Annotated in this window: 16 protein-coding genes; 7 read left to right on the top strand and 9 right to left on the bottom strand. The window is 65.2% G+C overall.

Translation table 11 applies throughout. The features are described 5' to 3' along the window. Positions 1–98: 98 nt before the first annotated feature. The 5 genes from DL240_RS20020 to DL240_RS13575 all read right to left on the bottom strand — a co-directional run bounded on the left by DL240_RS20020 (position 99) and on the right by DL240_RS13575 (position 4,256). Positions 99–392 carry a DUF2795 domain-containing protein gene (locus tag DL240_RS20020; protein WP_158542564.1) on the bottom strand — a complete coding sequence of 98 codons (294 nt, stop codon included), beginning with the start codon at positions 390–392 and terminating at the stop codon, positions 99–101. Positions 393–459: 67 nt separating this feature from the next. Next, positions 460–747 carry a DUF2795 domain-containing protein gene (locus DL240_RS13560; protein ID WP_111730445.1) on the bottom strand — a complete coding sequence of 96 codons (288 nt, stop codon included), beginning with the start codon at positions 745–747 and terminating at the stop codon, positions 460–462. A gap of 230 nt (positions 748–977) precedes the next feature. Beyond that, the gene (locus tag DL240_RS13565; protein WP_111730446.1) at positions 978–1,829 is read right to left on the bottom strand and encodes a hypothetical protein; all 852 of its coding nucleotides are present in this window, start codon (positions 1,827–1,829) and stop codon (positions 978–980) included. A gap of 159 nt (positions 1,830–1,988) precedes the next feature. Beyond that, on the bottom strand, positions 1,989–3,182 hold the full coding sequence (locus DL240_RS13570; protein ID WP_111730447.1) for an ArsA family ATPase: 1,194 nt from the start codon (positions 3,180–3,182) through the stop codon (positions 1,989–1,991). Positions 3,183–3,224: 42 nt separating this feature from the next. Continuing rightward, a complete protein-coding gene (locus DL240_RS13575) occupies positions 3,225–4,256 on the bottom strand; it encodes an ArsA family ATPase (protein WP_158542565.1) in 1,032 nt (343 codons plus the stop codon). Positions 4,257–4,514: 258 nt separating this feature from the next. On the opposite strand from DL240_RS13575, the gene ygfZ reads away from it, so the two are divergent. The 7 genes from ygfZ (at position 4,515) to DL240_RS13610 (ending at position 12,951) form a co-directional block, all read left to right on the top strand. Further along, a complete protein-coding gene (gene ygfZ, locus DL240_RS13580; RefSeq protein ID WP_111730449.1) occupies positions 4,515–5,633 on the top strand; it encodes a CAF17-like 4Fe-4S cluster assembly/insertion protein YgfZ in 1,119 nt (372 codons plus the stop codon). 117 nt (positions 5,634–5,750) lie between these two features. Further along, on the top strand, positions 5,751–6,551 hold the full coding sequence (uppS, locus tag DL240_RS13585) for an undecaprenyl pyrophosphate synthase (protein ID WP_111730450.1): 801 nt from the start codon (positions 5,751–5,753) through the stop codon (positions 6,549–6,551). Positions 6,552–6,553: 2 nt separating this feature from the next. Further along, positions 6,554–7,399, top strand: coding sequence for a bifunctional hydroxymethylpyrimidine kinase/phosphomethylpyrimidine kinase (gene thiD, locus DL240_RS13590; RefSeq protein ID WP_111730451.1), 846 nt, complete (start codon positions 6,554–6,556; stop codon positions 7,397–7,399). Next, positions 7,396–9,936, top strand: a complete 2,541-nt coding sequence (gene alr, locus DL240_RS13595; RefSeq protein ID WP_111730452.1) for an alanine racemase — start codon at positions 7,396–7,398, stop codon at positions 9,934–9,936. The genes thiD and alr overlap by 4 nt, the downstream gene beginning before the upstream one ends. 263 nt (positions 9,937–10,199) lie before the next feature. Beyond that, a complete protein-coding gene (infC, locus tag DL240_RS13600; protein ID WP_283808359.1) occupies positions 10,200–10,703 on the top strand; it encodes a translation initiation factor IF-3 in 504 nt (167 codons plus the stop codon). A 211-nt stretch (positions 10,704–10,914) separates the two neighbouring features. Beyond that, on the top strand, positions 10,915–12,549 hold the full coding sequence (locus tag DL240_RS13605) for a response regulator (protein WP_111730454.1): 1,635 nt from the start codon (positions 10,915–10,917) through the stop codon (positions 12,547–12,549). Positions 12,550–12,579: 30 nt separating this feature from the next. Continuing rightward, on the top strand, positions 12,580–12,951 hold the full coding sequence (locus DL240_RS13610; RefSeq protein ID WP_111730455.1) for a response regulator: 372 nt from the start codon (positions 12,580–12,582) through the stop codon (positions 12,949–12,951). Between the two features lie 24 nt (positions 12,952–12,975). Here DL240_RS13610 and DL240_RS13615 read toward each other — a convergent pair whose 3' ends face one another. The 4 genes from DL240_RS13615 to fliQ all read right to left on the bottom strand — a co-directional run bounded on the left by DL240_RS13615 (position 12,976) and on the right by fliQ (position 15,620). Further along, entirely contained in the window at positions 12,976–13,380 is a 405-nt protein-coding gene (locus tag DL240_RS13615; protein WP_111730456.1) for a tetratricopeptide repeat protein, read from the bottom strand. After that, entirely contained in the window at positions 13,377–14,447 is a 1,071-nt protein-coding gene (locus DL240_RS13620) for an EscU/YscU/HrcU family type III secretion system export apparatus switch protein (protein WP_111730457.1), read from the bottom strand. The genes DL240_RS13615 and DL240_RS13620 overlap by 4 nt, the downstream gene beginning before the upstream one ends. Then, positions 14,444–15,286: an EscT/YscT/HrcT family type III secretion system export apparatus protein gene (locus DL240_RS13625; protein ID WP_111730458.1), complete on the bottom strand. Its 843-nt coding sequence runs from the start codon at positions 15,284–15,286 to the stop codon at positions 14,444–14,446. Before DL240_RS13625 ends, DL240_RS13620 begins: the two co-directional genes overlap by 4 nt. 70 nt (positions 15,287–15,356) lie before the next feature. Beyond that, positions 15,357–15,620, bottom strand: a complete 264-nt coding sequence (gene fliQ / locus DL240_RS13630; protein ID WP_111730459.1) for a flagellar biosynthesis protein FliQ — start codon at positions 15,618–15,620, stop codon at positions 15,357–15,359. Positions 15,621–15,640: the final 20 nt, after the last annotated feature.

Below are 15,640 nucleotides of genomic sequence, written 5' to 3' on the forward strand. Positions count from 1 at the left end.
GCTCTGTTGAGCCCAGAAGGGGAGCTAAGCGGCCTGAGTGGCGGCGCTTACCTCCCCAACCTCCCCGCAGAGCCTCTATTCGCCGCCCCGATCAAAACTCACTGATAAAACTCTTCGGGGAGGAGGCCGCTGCCCAGCGCGCTGTGTTCGCGGGGATCTTCGGCGGTCTCCTGGCCCTCGGCGTCGACGACCAGGGCGACGAGATCGTCGTAGGTCTGGAAGGTGCGCTGGGGGAGGAGCTTGAGCACCTCCATCACCCGGGCGGGAGCGTCGGCTTTGCGGGCCGCGTCCAGGAGCTCACCGGTGTGGGCGGGGTACTCCACCTCGGCGATGTATTCGGTGACCTCGTTGAGGAGGCGGTTGGTGGCGGGATCGTTTCTCAGGCGATTCATAACGTCTCTCCAGCCCGGGGTTCGGGAGGTGGGGTGTGTTTTGGGGAATCGTCGCGAGCTTTGACCATCAATGGGCGGTTTTGTTGGGGAGACTGCTGCTGCCTTTGAAGACGGAGGTATAAGGCTCGTTTTCCGGGTCGAATTTGTAGCCCAGGAGCGCCTTCTTGAGCTCATCGGGGTTTTTGAAGGTGTGCTCGGGCAGATTACTCAGGGCTTTGAGGGTGTGTTCGGAGGCGTTGGCGCGGCGGCACTCGCTCAAAAGATCTTCGGTGTAGATGGGGTAGTTTACCCGGGCGATGAGCGCGTCGATTTCGTCGCGGCTGAGTCGAGTGATTTTGCGGTCGGAGAATCGCATGGAAAACCTCCTGGCGAGGGCGTTGGCAGAGGGTGTGTGTCTGCCAGAAACCTGCGCACGTCAGCCCGGAGACGAAACGACGGGGGGCGAAGTCCGATGAAGATGCGGCTTCGAAAAGCGACCCCCGGTCGTGGATGGGGCGCATAAAAAAAGGGCGATGTCCGACCCTCGGTCGGACATCGCCCGGTCAGGCAGCGCCCCGGTATGGCGAGCGCTTTAAAGTGTCGAATTCAGCCGCCGACAGGGATGGTGCACGAGATGGTGGTGTTGCAGACGGTGGCTTCGATGCAGGGCGTATCGACGACCCCGTTGCACGTATCCGTGACCTCATAGCCCTGGGGGCAGGTCGGGGTGGCGGAACAGGCATCCGGGTCGCGCTGCTCGCCAGTGCACACCAAGTCCAGCTCTCCGCAGGCGTAGAACTCCAGGCAGTCGCCCCATTCGGAACAGGGCACAGTGCTTTGATGGGTGTCGGGGCACGTATAGGCGTGCGGACAGCCCTCATCGATGGCTTGCTGGCAGAGGATGGACTCCCCGCAGGCCTCGCGTTGATAGCAGGTGGCGTCGTCGGAGCAGTTCTCGACTTCGGTATCGCCGGGGTTGCACTCGGGCGTCTGCTCGCAGCTCTCGGCCTTCTCGCAGAGGATGGACACGCCGCATTCGGTGACCTGGTAGCAGTCGCCGGAGGCCGAGCAGTTCTCGACCTCGGTGTCGCCGGGGTCGCACTCCAGCGTCTCCTCACAGGCCAGGGGCCTCTCGCAGAGGATGGTCGCGCCGCATTCGGTGACTTCGTAGCAATTGCCAATGGTCGAGCAGCTCTCGACTTCAGCGTCGTCCGCATCGCATTGGGGGAGGGCCGCGCACTCGTTGGGGATGTCCTGGCAGTAGATGGTGTCGCCGCACATGGTGACTTCGTGGCAGGTGTCGTCGTTTTCGTCGCAGCTTTCCACCACGTTTTGATCGGCGTTGCAGGCGGGCGCGGCTTCGCATTGGCCGAGGCCATCACCATCGCCGCAGGCGCTCAAGGAGAGGCTTAGGAGAAGGGCCGCGCTCAGGCGGCGAAGGGTGGTCGAGAGGGTCATAATGATAGCTCCGAGGTAGGGGCGCCGGCAGGCGCGGCACCAACATCCATTGAATGTGCGGAGCTCTAGCGAAGATCGTGGCCTGGAATCAAGTGCGGTCCGCTCACGCGCTGCGGTCCCCCCTTGACGCAACTCTCCCCCTGACATGGCGAATAGGGATTACAACGAGCCGAAGAGGGCCGTGCGCGCCTGGTTGAGACCGGCCAGCGAGTGAATGTCGCGGTTGAAGTAGGGCACCGCGAGGATCGGCAGGTCGTCGGGGAGGCGCCGCGAGAGCAGCTCCAGGCTGGCGGCGTCCTGCGAGGCGCGCAGCTCAAACTGGGAGGCGTTCTCCAGCAGGTGCGCGGCCAGCGTGGGGGCGTCCACCTCGTCGGGGAGGGGGGGCAGGGCGCCATCGGTGAGGGCCTGGGCCAGGTCCGAGGCCGGTTGCGCCAGCGCCTCCGGGCCGACCCAGCGGGGGTGAACGCGGTTGACGATGAAGGCGTCGATGTTGAGCGCGTCGCGGTCGAGTTTTTCGAAGAAGTAGAGGGCCTCTTCCACGGTCAGGGAGTCGGGAGCGGTGACGACGACAAAGCTGGTGCGCGGGCCTTTGAGGAGTTTCTGGACGGCGCGGGCCCGCTCCTCAAAGCCCTCAAAGAGCGCCGAGAAGGTTTTGAGGAACACGCCCAGATCGTTGAGGAGCTCGCCGCCGGTGAATTTACCCAGGGTGCGCATCACGTAGGTGGTGCCCACCGAGACGATCCCCAGGCCGGGGCGCCCGGAGAGGACGCCGGGCTTGTAGAGCCACTGCAACGCCCGGGAGCTGACCGCGTCGGTGAGGCGCTGGGGGGCCTCCAAAAAGTCCAGGGCGTGGGTGGTCGGGGGGGTATCGAGCACGATCAGATCGAAGTCCTCGGATTCTACGATTTCAAAGAGGCGCTCCGAGGCGGCGTACTCCTGGGTGCCGGCCAGGCTGGTCGAAAAATAGTGGTAGAAGCGGTTATCGAGGATGTCCTGGCGAGTGGTGTCGTCGGGGGCGTAGCGCTGGACCAGCCGGTCAAAGGACTCCTTCATATCGAGCATCATCGCCCAGAGTTCGCCGCGGGGCTCAAGACCCAGGTCGGCAAAGCGATCCAGGGGGATTTGTTGCATCTCGCTGCCCAGGGCCTCGATGCCCAGGGAGTTGGCCAGGCGTCGGGCCGGATCGATGGTCATCACCAGCACGCGCCGGCCGGCCATCGCGGCGTGCAGCCCGATCACGGCGCTGGAGGTGGTTTTGCCCACGCCGCCGGAGCCCACACAGATGACGACCTCGCGACGCTCAAGCGCGCGCTCAAAGGGAGAGGCGGATGTCGCCTCAGGATTCGAGGCCATGGAAACTCCTTGGGATGGACCGGCCTGGCTCCGCGACGCGGATCAGCCTGACGAGCTTGCAGAAGAGCGCTGGCGAGGCGCGCCTTTGTCGGAGAGCGCGGGGAGCTCGCTGGCCAGGTGCTCGGCGATCTCGGCGATCGTGGCAAAGCTCATGCGATCGTGGAAGTAGAAGGGGACCTCGACCAGGGGGGCATCGGCCTGCTGGCGGAGCACATCGAGGTACTCCTGTTGCATGGCGACCCGGGCGTTGCGAAAGCGCGCCGCCTCCAAAAAGGCCCGCGTGGGGTGGGCGTCGGCGCGGGCGTCGCCCTGGTCGGCGCGCTGCTGGAGCTCGTCGTGGGCCTGGTCTATGTAGGCGCTCTCGGCCCCGTCGAAGAGGGGGCGGTAGACGGCGTTGGCCATCACGCAGCCCACGGGCACCCCCATCTCCTGGCGCACGACTTTGGCCAGCTCCAGGGTCTCGTTGACGGGCATGTCTTCGGCCAGGGTGACCAGGTTGAGCGCGGTGCGCTTCGGGTCCTGGAGGAGGTCGAGGATGCGCTGGGCCTCCTCAAACATCAGGCCGGATTTGACCAGCCCGGTGATCACCGAGGGGATGCGCAGAAAGAAGATGCCGTGACCGGTGGCCGGGGCATCGACGATGATCTTATCCCAGACCGGGCTGCCGTCGGGGTGTTCTTCGATGACGTGGTAGTAGGCCTTGCCCAGCATCACCAGCTCGTTGAGGCCGGGGATGACTTTGAGAAAGGAGCTGACCAGGCGGTTTTCGAAGACGGCGCGGTAGACGAGCTTGATCTTGAGGATCATCAGCGCGTACTCCCGCATGGCGGCCGCCGGGGTGACGTTGACGGCAAAAAGGTTGTCGTCGACCTCGCGAATCTCGTGGTCGACGCCGTCGGCGCCAAAGAGGGAGCTGATCTTGCCCTTGACGTTGAGCTCCATCAGCAGGGTGCGTTCGCCCCGGCGAGCGCAGCTCAGCGCGAAGGCGGCGGCCAGCGTGGTTTTGCCCACACCGCCTTTGCCGCTGAAGAGGAAAAAGCGCCGATTGTAGAGATCAGAATCTGGGGAGGACACGTCGGGCTCACCGAGGAGGGGGGGAGCGAGGGCCGCCGAACTTAAAGAGAGGCCGACCCGCAGGGGGCCGGCCAGGCAGGCGGAATCTAATCAGGAAGGGCTTTGATCGCAAGGCGCACCCACAGCCCTGGCAGGGGCGCTCAGCCGGTGGAACGAAGCGCTGCTGGAGGTTGTTCCGCAGGCGGCATATAAGCAGTGCCCCCGGCAGATGGCGTCGCGGGCAGCGTGGCGATGAGGACCAGGCAGACGAGGTAGTGGATGGCAATGTCGAGTGCATTTCGAGCGTGGCTTCAGGAGCGGGGCGCCCTGCTGGTTGGCGAGGGGCCTCAGGAGCGGGTGGTCTGCGTGGGGGAGCCTGCCCACGAGGATCAGGAGGGCGTGGACGGGGTGCGGGAGCAGGGGCTGGGCTGGGTGGCCCGGGAGCCGCGGGAGACGCTGGTGCTGGGCGGAGAGGACGCCATCCCCTGGTTGCAGGGGCTGGTGACCAGCGATCTGATGCACCTGGCCGAAGAGGGGCGGGGGCAGCGCACGACCTGGGTGAATCACACCGGGCGTTTTGTGGGGGAGGGGCGGCTGCTGCATTTCCCCGAAGCGCTGATCATGGACCTGGAGGCCGGCACGCTGGAGGGCGGGCTGCTGGGGCATCTGAAGCGTCACATCATCCTGGAGAAGGTCACCCTGGAGGACCGCAGCGCGCAGACGACGGTGCTGGGGCTCTACGGGCGCGGGGCGTCGATGGTGCTGGAGCAGGCCGGGAGCTGGGCGCATCGGTTGAGCCCGGGGAGTCGGCCGATGTTTGCCGGGACCTGGGGCCAGGTGGCGGGCCAGGGGGTGGTGGTGCAGCGGGTGCCCTGGTGCGTGGATGAGGCCTATGAGCTGCGCATCGATCGCGAGCAGGTGCTCGCGGTGATTGCGGCGATCGAAGACGCGGTGGGCCGCCCCTTGCCGCTCTGCGGGGAGGCGGGATTTGAGCGGATGCGCCTGGAGGCCGGGGTGCCGCGCTTTGGGGTGGAACTGCACGCGAAGGTGATTCCCTTGGAGGCGGGGTTTGAGGACGCGATCGCCTACGATAAAGGCTGCTACCTGGGCCAGGAGATCATCGCCCGTCTGGACACCCGGGGCACCCCGGCGAAGATGCTGCGCAGGGTGCGTCTCCGTGGCAGCGAAGCGCCGGCGGTGGGGGCTTTGGTGGAGGCGCGGCTCGATGGGGCGTGGACGAAAAAAGGGGAGGTGGTCAGCGTGGCCCGCGCGATACGCGGCCCGGGGTATCGGGCGCTGGTGTCGATGAAACGCGGGGCGTATGACGTGGGACAAGAGGTGCGCCTGGGCGATGAAAGCGCCGAGCTCGAAGCCCTTTCATCGCTGCCCGGCGCGTAGTAGCGTGGCGAGCGCAGGCGGCGAGGTGGTGCGCGAATCTGCCAGAAGGATCGCGACGCGTGGAGCTTCGTCGATGGAGTCTTTTGCCCGGCGACGGGCCTGACGAGTACGAGCGCGATGGCAATAAAACTGACGATCAACGAGGCCACGCTCCAGGGGTTTCAGGGGAGCGTGCCCCGTCACGTGGCCGTGATCATGGACGGCAACGGGCGCTGGGCGGTGCAGCGGGGCATGGCCCGGATTCGGGGGCACCATGAGGGCGCCAACGCGGTGCGGCGAGTGGTGGAGAGCTGTCGCTACCTGGGGGTGGAGATTCTGACGCTCTATGCGTTCAGCTCGCAGAACTGGGGACGTCCGCAGGATGAGGTCAGCGGGCTGATGACGCTCTTTGACCTCTACATCAAAAAAGAGCGCAAGCGCCTGCTGCAGAACGGCATCCGCATGCAGGTGATCGGCGACCGGGGGCGGCTTTCGCCAAAGTTGCAGAAGGCCATCGCCGAGTTGGAGGCGCGCAGCGCCGAGAACACCGGGATGATCCTCCAGGTGGCCGTGAGCTACGGCGGACGCGAAGAAATCATCCAGGCTACCCGCCGCATCGCCGAGGATGCGCTCGCCGGCAACCTCGACCCGGCCCAGATCGACGAGGCCCTGGTTTCGCGCTACCTCTACACGCAGGGGCGTCTGGACCCGGACCTGGTGATTCGGACCAGCGGGGAGTGTCGGGTATCGAACTTTTTGCTCTGGCAGATCGCCTACAGCGAACTGCATATCACCGAGACGCTGTGGCCGGATTTCGGGGAGGCGCAGCTGATCGAGGCGTTTGAGGATTTCACGGGTCGTCAGCGGCGTTTCGGTCAGACCGGAGCGCAGGTCGACGACGAGGCCCAGGTCGACGCAGGCCACCAGGATGAGGGGTAAGGATGAGTGCGTATTTCGATCTTTTTGAGAAGCCCAAGACGAGCGGGGGCGTGAGCGCCCCGGCGGTGGCGCTGACCATTGCCGGCAGCGACAGCGGGGGAGGGGCCGGGATTCAGGCCGACCTCAAGACCTTTGCGGCCTGCGGGGTCTTTGGCACCAGTGCGCTGACGCTGTTGACCGCGCAGAACACCCAGGGGGTGACCCTGGTGGAGATGGCCAGTGAGGCGATGGTACGGGCGCAGCTCGACGCGGTGCTCGGGGATCTCAAACCGAGCGCGGCCAAGACCGGGGCGCTGGGCACCGAGGCGATGATCAGCTTTTTGGTGGAGTATCTGGAGGACCATCCGATCGAGTCGTTGGTGGTCGATCCGGTGATGATCTCCAAGCATGGCGAGCCGCTGATGCCGGAGTCGGCGTTTGCCTCGCTGCGCGAGAAGTTGTTGCCCCGGGCGCTCATCGTCACGCCCAACCGCTTTGAGGCCGCGCACCTTACGGGGATGGGGGAGGTGGAGAGTCTGGCCGAGATGAAAGAAGCGGCGAAGCGGCTTTTTGGCGCCGGAGCGCGGCATGTGGTGATCAAGGGCGGACATTTTGATCGGATCGTGCGCGACGTGTTTTACGACGGTTCGGGGTTTGTGGAGTTCGGCGCCGACCGGGTCGATTCGAAGCGGGTGCATGGGTCGGGGTGTACGTTTTCGGCGGCGATCTGCGCGCGTCTGGCGCGCCAGGACGCGCTGGTAGACGCGGTGGCTTTTGCCCGGGAGTTCATCAGCGAGGCGATCGAGAAGGCGCCGCGGCTCGGCGAGGGCATCTCGCCGGTGAACCCGATGCACGGAGTCTGGCGGTGAGTGCGAAGGTCGACCCGGGAGCGATGGAGGTGATGACTCTGGGGGAGGTGGCGCGGTGGGCGGGGGGACGCCTGGAGGGAGGCGACCCCGACCAGGTGATTCAGAAGGTGGTGGTCGATTCGCGGCGGCTGCTGGAGCCCGGCTCGCTCTTTGTGGCGCTGGAAGGGCCGCGTTTTGATGGCCATGCCTTTGTGCATCAGGCCTTTGAGCAGGGGGCGGTGGCGGCGATGGTCCACCACGGGAGCCGGGCGGAGTTTGGGGAGGGGCCACTGATCCGGGTCTCGGATACCCGGGCGGCGTTGCAGGCGGTGGCGGCGGCCTGGCGGGCGCGTTTCGACATCCCGGTGGTGGCCATTACCGGCTCCAACGGCAAGACGATCGTCAAAGACATGCTGGCCAAAATGCTCGGGGCGACCTGCACGGTGCACGCCAGTCCGGGCAGCTACAACTCCCAGGTGGGGGTCCCGCTGAGCCTGCTGGGCATTCGCTCCGATCACGACGTGGCCATCGTCGAGGTGGGCGTCAGCCATCGGGGCGACATGGCCCGTCAGGTGCGGATGGTCCGGCCCACCCACGGCATCCTTACCAACATCGGCTCGGCACACGCCGCGGGACTGGGCGATGCCCGGGGCATTGCCGAAGAAAAGTCCCTGCTTTTCCAAGATCTGAACGAGGGCCATCTGGTGCTTTCGCAGGACGTGCAGCGCCAGTTTTCGGACCTGTTTCACGTGAAACCCCGCACGTACGATCAGGTTTCGGGTGACCAGCAGGGCCGGGCCGATGTGGTGGCGCGGGGCGTGGCGGCCCGGGGGGCGGGGTGGCGCTTTGAGCTGGCGGTGCGGGACCTGGGGAGCCGTGAGATCCGCCTGGGGGTGCCGGGCTTGCATAACGTGCGCAACGCCACGGCCGCCGCCGCGATGGCCACCTTGCTGGGAGCGAGTCTGGATGAGGTCGCCCGCGGTCTGCGGCGCTTTGAACTCAGCGAGATGCGCCTGGAGATGCATACGACCTCGGCCGGCATCACGCTGATCAACGATACGTACAACGCCGACCCGGTCAGCGCGCGCGCCGCGCTGGAGGTGCTGCGAAACTTCTCGGGCGGGCAACGGGCGGTGGCGATTTTTGGCGATATGCTCGACCTGGGCGCCCGCGCCGCAGACGCCCACCGGGAGCTGGGGCAGGCGGTGGCTCGCCATCGGATCGATGAGCTCTTTTTGGTCGGGGAGTTCGCCGCGCTGATGGGGGAGGCGGCGGTAGCCGCCGGCATGAGCCCCGAGCGCGTGCACCGGGCCGAGCACCTGGAGGAGCTCCACCGGATGCTGGAGCGCGAACTCTCCCCGGGCGATGTGGTGCTCTTTAAGGCCAGCCGCACCGTCGGGCTGGATCGCGCCGCGCGCCGGCTCATCGAGAGCGTGGCTCCCACCCGGCTCTTCATCGATCTGGGGGCGATCCGCGACAACTACCACGCCCTGAGTCGGCGCCTGGGTGATGAGGTCGGGGTGATGGCCGTGGTCAAGAGTTTTGGCTACGGAAACGACGCCACCCGCGTCTCTCAGCTTCTGGAAGGGCAGGGCGTGCAGGCGCTGGCGGTGGCCTACCCGGATGAGGCGATTCCGCTGCGCCGTCGGGGCATTCGCCTGCCCATTCTGGTGACCAATGTGCAGGCCTCCGAGGCTGATAAGATCGCCAAGTACGACCTGACGGCGCTGATCTACGCGCGCCCGGTGGCCCGGGCGCTGGCCGCGCAGGCCGAGCGCGTGGGCAAGCGGGTGAGCGTGCACCTGGAGATTGATACCGGGATGCGCCGCGTGGGGCTCTTGCCGGAGGATGCCGTGGCCTTTGCCCGGGAGGTGCACCGGATGCAGGCGCTCTCGATCGAGGGGGTGATGACCCATCTGGCCGCGGCCGATGATCCTGACGAAGACGCCTTCACCCACCGTCAACTCGACACCTTCGATCAGGTGCTGGCCGGCATCCGCGCAGCCGGGGTGCCGACCGGTGTGGTGCACGCGGCCAACACCGCGGCGGCCTGGCGTTTTGAGCGCGCGCGCTACGATATGGTGCGTGTGGGGCTGGGGCTCTACGGGCTGCATCCCTCGGAGGCGGTGGAGGATCAGGCCCGGGATGTGCGTCCGGCGCTCTGCTTCACCACCCGGGTGTTGCATCTGCAGCAGGTGGCGCCCGGAGATACCGTCGGCTACGGGCGATCCTGGCGAGCGCCCCGCGGAGAGGCTCGCCGCCTGGCGACGATCGCGGTGGGGTACAACGACGGGTTCCCGCGCTTTTTGTCCAACGGCGGAGAGGTCATGATCGCCGGCACCCGCTGCCCGGTGGTCGGTCGGGTGTGCATGGACGTGGCGATGGTGGATGTGACCGACGCCGGCCGGGTGGATGTGGGCGATGAGGTGCTGCTCTTTGGTCGCGACGGTGAGGACCAGATCGCGATCGAGGAGTGGGCGGAGCGCGGCCATACCATCTCCTATGAGCTGCTCTGCCGGATTTCACCACGCGTGCGCCGTATTTTCCTGACCGAGTAGGCGACGTGTCTTGAGGGCACAAACCTGCTCTTTGAAGCTCGCCGGCGCGCGATGGGCGCCGAGCTTTCAGGGATTCGCAGGCCCGAGGGATGGGAGGGGAGGCCGAAGGCGATGGTGCGCGGGAAGAGCGGTCTGGGCTTGCTTGTTGCGTCGTCGGGCTTATGTTAACTTCGTGACGCAGGCCCGCAGAATAAACTACCCTGAAGGAGGACATTATTCACCGGAGCAATAACAACAGTCGCAACGACGCGACGGGACCACGCATTAATCACTCGATTCGTGCGCCCGAGGTCCGGGTGATTTCGCCCGATGGCGAGCAGCTGGGGATCATGCACCCCAACGAGGCCCGGGATAAAGCGAATGAGTACGGGCTCGATCTGGTCGAGGTCGCTCCCAACGCGCGCCCGCCGGTTTGCCGCATCATGGACTTTGGCAAGTTCCAGTACGATCAGTCCAAGAAGACGGCCGCCTCACGCTCCTCGCGTGTGCAGTTGAAGACGGTTCAGCTGCGGCCGAACACCGACGAACACGACATGGACGTGAAACTTCGTCGGGCCAAGAAGTTCTTGGAGGGCGGCAACCAGGTGCGATTTGTCATGCGCATGCGTGGTCGCGAGCGTGCTTACACCCAGCGTTGGGTGGAGCGTCTCGGCGAGCTGCTTGCGGAGTTTTCCAAGAAGTACGAGACGCCGATTAATGTCGTCTCGACTCCCCGCGGAGAAGGCTGGAGGATCCACGCGATCGTCGAGCCTGCGTCGACCTCATAAGGTTGAGTGCTGGACGTCGTGATGCGCGCCTCTAAAGAGAGGGCGACATCACGTACCCGGCATAAACCCGACGATCGCCTGGGCGATCGTCGGGTTTTTTTATGCCCGGGCCCGGCGTTGCTCCAGCGGCAAGCCCGGCGTATGATGCGCCGAAGCGTTTCGGCAGGATGACTCACCACCAGACAAACCCCTTCAGGCGTTGACGGAAGTGATGGAGCAGCGAGCTGCGATCGAGAGTTTAAGGGAGCGTTTTGAGGCCCTCTCCTCAACCGAGAATGCCCACGGCCGTGGCAGCGCGAAGATTGCCGAAGGTCTGGCCGACATCATGGGAGAGATGCGCGCGGAGGAGGCCGATGCCATCCGCCTTGATGTGATCGTGCGCGGGCTCTCCGGTCTGGCCGACTTTTTGAGTGCCACACAGACCGAGACTCCACCACCCACTTCCAAGCCTGCCCCCACCGGGGTTCCCGCCGGTCTGGAGCAGTTTGTGGAGGCGTTTCAGCAGGAAGCCAGCCGTCGGCTGACCGGGTTGTCGATTGCGATGATGGGGATCTTCAGCGAGCAGGGGTCCGAGGAAGCGTTGCAGCAGTCGACCTCGCACCTGCATGCGATTCGCGGTGGCGCGGCGATGCTCGGGCTTAAGCCCGTGGCCGAGGTCACCGGGACCATGGAGCAGGTGCTCGTGGCCATGCGCAAGGTGGAGCCTTCGAAGAGGGCCTGGCCGACCAAAACCCTGCTTCGTGGGTACGCCCTCATCGAAGACGCAGCCCGTGAGAAGGGCGCGCGTATCAATGAGGTGCAGGCCGATGAGATCGTCACCGAACTTCGCAAAACTCTGGGAGAGCTGGGCCAGACGCGTCAGACGGGGAGTGGCGAGCGTCGACAAGAGCCGGTGACGGAGGCGTCGCCAGCAAGCGACGAGCCGAGCGTCGACGCCGCGCGTGAAGCGAGGGCCGCCACGGGTGGCGGAGTCGAGCTTCCAGAGATTCCTCCTGTGCTGGAGGGCGGGGCCGCTGAGCAGACCGATGTTGAAGACGGGCCTGATGCCGAGGTGCTGGAGCAGCGCATCCTGGTGGTGGACGACGTCCCCACCATCGCCGCCAGTGTCGGGTTTATCCTCTCCGATCTGGAGGTACCCATCGACATCGCGGAGAACGGGGAGGAGGCGCTTCAGATGCTGCAGGAGCAGGCCTACTCGCTGGTGATTTCCGATGTGGATATGCCGCGTATGGATGGCGTGGCGTTGACGCGGATGGTGCGCTCGACGGCAGGGCTCGATCATATCCCGGTGATTCTGCTGACCAGCCTGGATCACCCCGAGTCGCGCGAAGCCGGACTCAAAGCCGGTGCTATCGACTATCTGATCAAGGGGGCCATCGGCGGCGGCGAGCTCGTGAACCGTGTGCGGGAGATCTTGACGGTCGCTCCCTACGTGGAGCGGCAGGAACCCACCCGCAAGCTGCGCATTTTGGTGGCCGAGGATACCGAGACGGTGGCGGCCTCGATTGCCTTTGTGCTCTCGGAGGGCCCTTACGATATTGTGTTGGCGACCGATGGCAAGGATGCGCTCTCCAGGATTAAACAGAGTGCGTTTGATCTGTTGATCACCGACATGCAGATGCCCTATATGAGCGGCACGGAGCTTGTGCGCGCCGTGCGTGGGTTGGGTACCTTTGATAACCTGCCGATTGTGATGCTCACGAGTGTTCAAGAAGAAGAGGAGATCGCCCAGGCGGTTTCTGCCGGGGTGAATCGCTACTTGATCAAGGGTGAGATTGCCGGTGGGAAGCTATTGAACCTGGTCGAAGAGCTGCTGGCAGCCGATAACGAGGCGCTCGGAGTCTGAGCAGGCGGCAAGGTTTAAAGGGAAGGTTTCATGGCTCGGGTATTGATCGTCGAGGATAGTCCGCTCATCGTGCAGATGCTGACGATGGTGTGTCAGGGCGCGGGGCACCAGGTGGTGGCGTGTGAGCGCTTTGGGGAGGTCAGCCAGGCGGCGGCGCAGGGGGTCGACGTGGTGATCACGGATCTGAACCTGCCCGAAGTCCCGGATGATGACACGGTGCGTGCGCTTCGGGAGATCGCGGCGCTTAAGCATCTGCCGATGATCATTATCTCGGGTCGGCCCAGGGCCGAACTCGAGATGATTGCGGCCGAACGGGGGGCGCAGGGGGCGTTGTCGAAAGACGAGGGGATGCCCGTCATTGCCGCGGAACTTCCTCCGATGATCGACGCGCTGGTTGGCTGAACGCGTCAACCCCTCGCCATAGCGTCAGTACACAACAGCCTCCGGGGGGCACATCCGCAGCAGGGCACACGCTCGCCGGAAGCGGCGGTCCGTCTTCGGGAGGGCCCGGGTGACCTGAGCGATGGCTGCGCGAGCCGTGCGGGCGTCGCCGCAGAGGATTTTGGCCTCGGCCAGGGCCAGCCATACCTCCGGGCGATGGTCGCCCAGCTGAGTCGCTTGCACGAAGGCCTGGGCGGCATCGCTGATGTGGCCTCGGCGGCGCAGCGAGGCTCCCAGATAGTACCAGGCTTCGCCGCAGCCGGGGTCCAGGGTCAGCAGGCCGCGGGAGAGGGTCTCGCTTTTGTGAAGGTGTCCGCGCTCTAGATGCCAGTACGCCAGATGCAGTAGTGCCTGGCGGAGGTCCGACTCCGGGCCTGGGTGAGCGTTCATCGGTGCTCCTGAGGTTGGGAAGAGGCGCCTTCGCGCAGGTTGTAGATGTGGCGCAGGATCTGGGCCACGGGTTCAAAAAACTCTTCGGGGATTTCGGTGTTATCGCCGAGTTCCACCAGGGCGCGGGCCAGCGAGACATTGTGAACTACGGGCACGTTGTGACGGTAGGCCGCCCGTTTGATGACCTGAGCAGTGACGCCGCGACCGCTGGCGACGATGGTGGGCGCGCGCATCGCGTCGGGGTCGTAGCTCAGCGCCACGGCCACGTGGGTGGGGTTGACCACCACCGCATCCGCGTCGCGAACTCGGGAGAGGCTACCGCCGGCCAGCAGCTCCCGGTGGAATTGTTTGCGTTTCCCTTTGATCTGCCCGTCGCCCTCGCTCTCTTTATGCTCCCGTTTGATCTCATGCTTGGCCATGCGCAGTCCTTTGGTGAAGTTGTGGCGTTGCAGGAGAAGATCGACCACGCCGAAGATGATCAATCCGCTGACCAGATAGGTGGTGAGTCGAAAGGTGGCTGCTCCCAGGGCTCCCAGGGCTCCCAAAAGTTCCCCACCCGGAGCGCGGGCCATCGGCGGCAGCCAATCGCGCAGCACGCCGTAGCCGACGCATCCCATCAGGCTGAGTTTCAACAGGTTCTTGATGAGTTCGACCGCCCGCTCCTTCGAGACGATTTTTTTGGCGCCCTGGACCGGATCCAGGCGTTTGGGATCGGGGATGAGCGGCTTGATGACAAAGAGCGCGCCCACTTGAAGGTAGGTGGTGAGCGCGGCAGCGACGAAAGCCGCTCCGAGCACCGGTATCAGCGCCCGGGCCAACGCCCCCAGGGACTCCTGCAGCAGGGCCCCCACCACGGTCGTATCCAGGGTGGGGCGAGTGCTGAGTTCAATTGCTCGCGCGGTGAGGGCGGCGAGCTCTTTGACCACCAGGGGGAGTGAGAGCGCCAGGGTGGCCAGGGCTGCCAGCATGACGGCCACCCCGGTGAACTCGGCGGATTTGGCGACTTTTCCGTCTTTTCGGGCCTGTCGGAGCTTCTTTGGGGTGGGTTTTTCGGTCTTTTCGCTCATGGAGGACCTCCGAAGAGCGCGGGCAAGGTCTCCAGGTAGGTGAGATCTTCGAGCGCCCGGTTGGCGAAGAGGTCGAGCACCACATCGAGCCCCAGCAGCAGCACAAACGCGGCGACGGCGGCCTTGAGGGGCATGCCCAGGAAGAAGACGTTGATCTGGGGGGCTGACTTGTTGACCAGAGCCAGGAAGACGTTGACCAGAAGGATGGCCGCGATGACCGGGAAGGCCATCAGAACGCCCAGGGCGATCGCATCAGCGGTGAGTCTTAAGAGGAGTTCGGCGCTCTGCGCGAGGAGTTCGGTGCCGGCCGCGCTCTCCCCTCCGATGAAGGCGTGGGGGGGCAGGCGCTCAAAGCTCTTGGCCAGCCCCCACAGGACGAGGCGGTGGCCGCCAATTGCAAAGAAGATGACGATCGAGAGTTGCAGCAGGAAGTTGGTGGTGGGGGAGACTCGCTCGGGGAGTTGAGGGGCAAGCGAGGTGGCCTGGGTGAGGCCGGCGTTGTTGTCGATGAGCTGACCGGCCACGCGTATGGCTTCAAAGCTGAGCGCAGCGACAAAGCCCAGCGTAAAGCCGACCAGGACTTCTTTGAGGAGCAGGAGCCCCAGGAGTGCGGTGCTTTCGGGGATGTGAGCGGCCGTGCCCTGGAGCCAGACCGTGGGAAAGATCAGCGCGCCGAGCGTGATGGTGATGGCGAGTTTGACCGTCTGCGGGGTGGCTTTCCCTCCAAAATAGGGCACGATCTGCACGATCGGGATCAGACGCGCGGCGATGAGCGACGCCAGCGCGATGCCCTGAAAGGCCATCGTTTGAAAGGCCGGGTTTTGGAAAAGTTCGCGCATGGGCCGAGGTCCCGTATCGACGCCCCACTGCTCGCCGCCGATGTTTCGCTGTGGTGAGGGGAAGGGATGATTAAAAGTAGTTGGGAAAGCCTTCGAAGAGGGCGTGGGTGAAGCGCACCAGCTGGCTGCCGATCCAGGGGCCGGCGATGGCCAGGCTGGCGAAGACCGCGATGAGCTTGGGCACAAAGGTCAGCGTCTGTTCCTGGATCTGAGTGGTGGCCTGGACCACGCTCACCGCCAGTCCCACGCCCATGCTGGCGAGCAGCGGGGGGGCCGAGGTGATGAGGACCAGCCAGAGCCCTTCGCGGGCCACCTGTAAGATGTAGTCTTCCACGGGAGGCTCCCGGATGATTG

The organism is Lujinxingia litoralis (assembly GCF_003260125.1).
Classification (GTDB): domain Bacteria; phylum Myxococcota_A; class Bradymonadia; order Bradymonadales; family Bradymonadaceae; genus Lujinxingia; species Lujinxingia litoralis.

What these genes read in the sequence shown, in the direction of transcription:
- DL240_RS13615 (WP_111730456.1), bottom strand. Translation starts at nt 13,380, where the DNA reads ATGAACGCTCACCCAGGCCCGGAGTCGGACCTCCGCCAGGCACTACTG.
- DL240_RS13605 (WP_111730454.1), top strand. Translation starts at nt 10,915, where the DNA reads ATGGAGCAGCGAGCTGCGATCGAGAGTTTAAGGGAGCGTTTTGAGGCC.
- DL240_RS20020 (WP_158542564.1), bottom strand. Translation starts at nt 392, where the DNA reads ATGAATCGCCTGAGAAACGATCCCGCCACCAACCGCCTCCTCAACGAG.
- DL240_RS13565 (WP_111730446.1), bottom strand. Translation starts at nt 1,829, where the DNA reads ATGACCCTCTCGACCACCCTTCGCCGCCTGAGCGCGGCCCTTCTCCTA.
- thiD (WP_111730451.1), top strand. Translation starts at nt 6,554, where the DNA reads ATGAGTGCGTATTTCGATCTTTTTGAGAAGCCCAAGACGAGCGGGGGC.
- DL240_RS13620 (WP_111730457.1), bottom strand. Translation starts at nt 14,447, where the DNA reads ATGAGCGAAAAGACCGAAAAACCCACCCCAAAGAAGCTCCGACAGGCC.
- DL240_RS13570 (WP_111730447.1), bottom strand. Translation starts at nt 3,182, where the DNA reads ATGGCCTCGAATCCTGAGGCGACATCCGCCTCTCCCTTTGAGCGCGCG.
- ygfZ (WP_111730449.1), top strand. Translation starts at nt 4,515, where the DNA reads ATGGCAATGTCGAGTGCATTTCGAGCGTGGCTTCAGGAGCGGGGCGCC.
- DL240_RS13610 (WP_111730455.1), top strand. Translation starts at nt 12,580, where the DNA reads ATGGCTCGGGTATTGATCGTCGAGGATAGTCCGCTCATCGTGCAGATG.
- DL240_RS13560 (WP_111730445.1), bottom strand. Translation starts at nt 747, where the DNA reads ATGCGATTCTCCGACCGCAAAATCACTCGACTCAGCCGCGACGAAATC.
- DL240_RS13625 (WP_111730458.1), bottom strand. Translation starts at nt 15,286, where the DNA reads ATGCGCGAACTTTTCCAAAACCCGGCCTTTCAAACGATGGCCTTTCAG.
- uppS (WP_111730450.1), top strand. Translation starts at nt 5,751, where the DNA reads ATGGCAATAAAACTGACGATCAACGAGGCCACGCTCCAGGGGTTTCAG.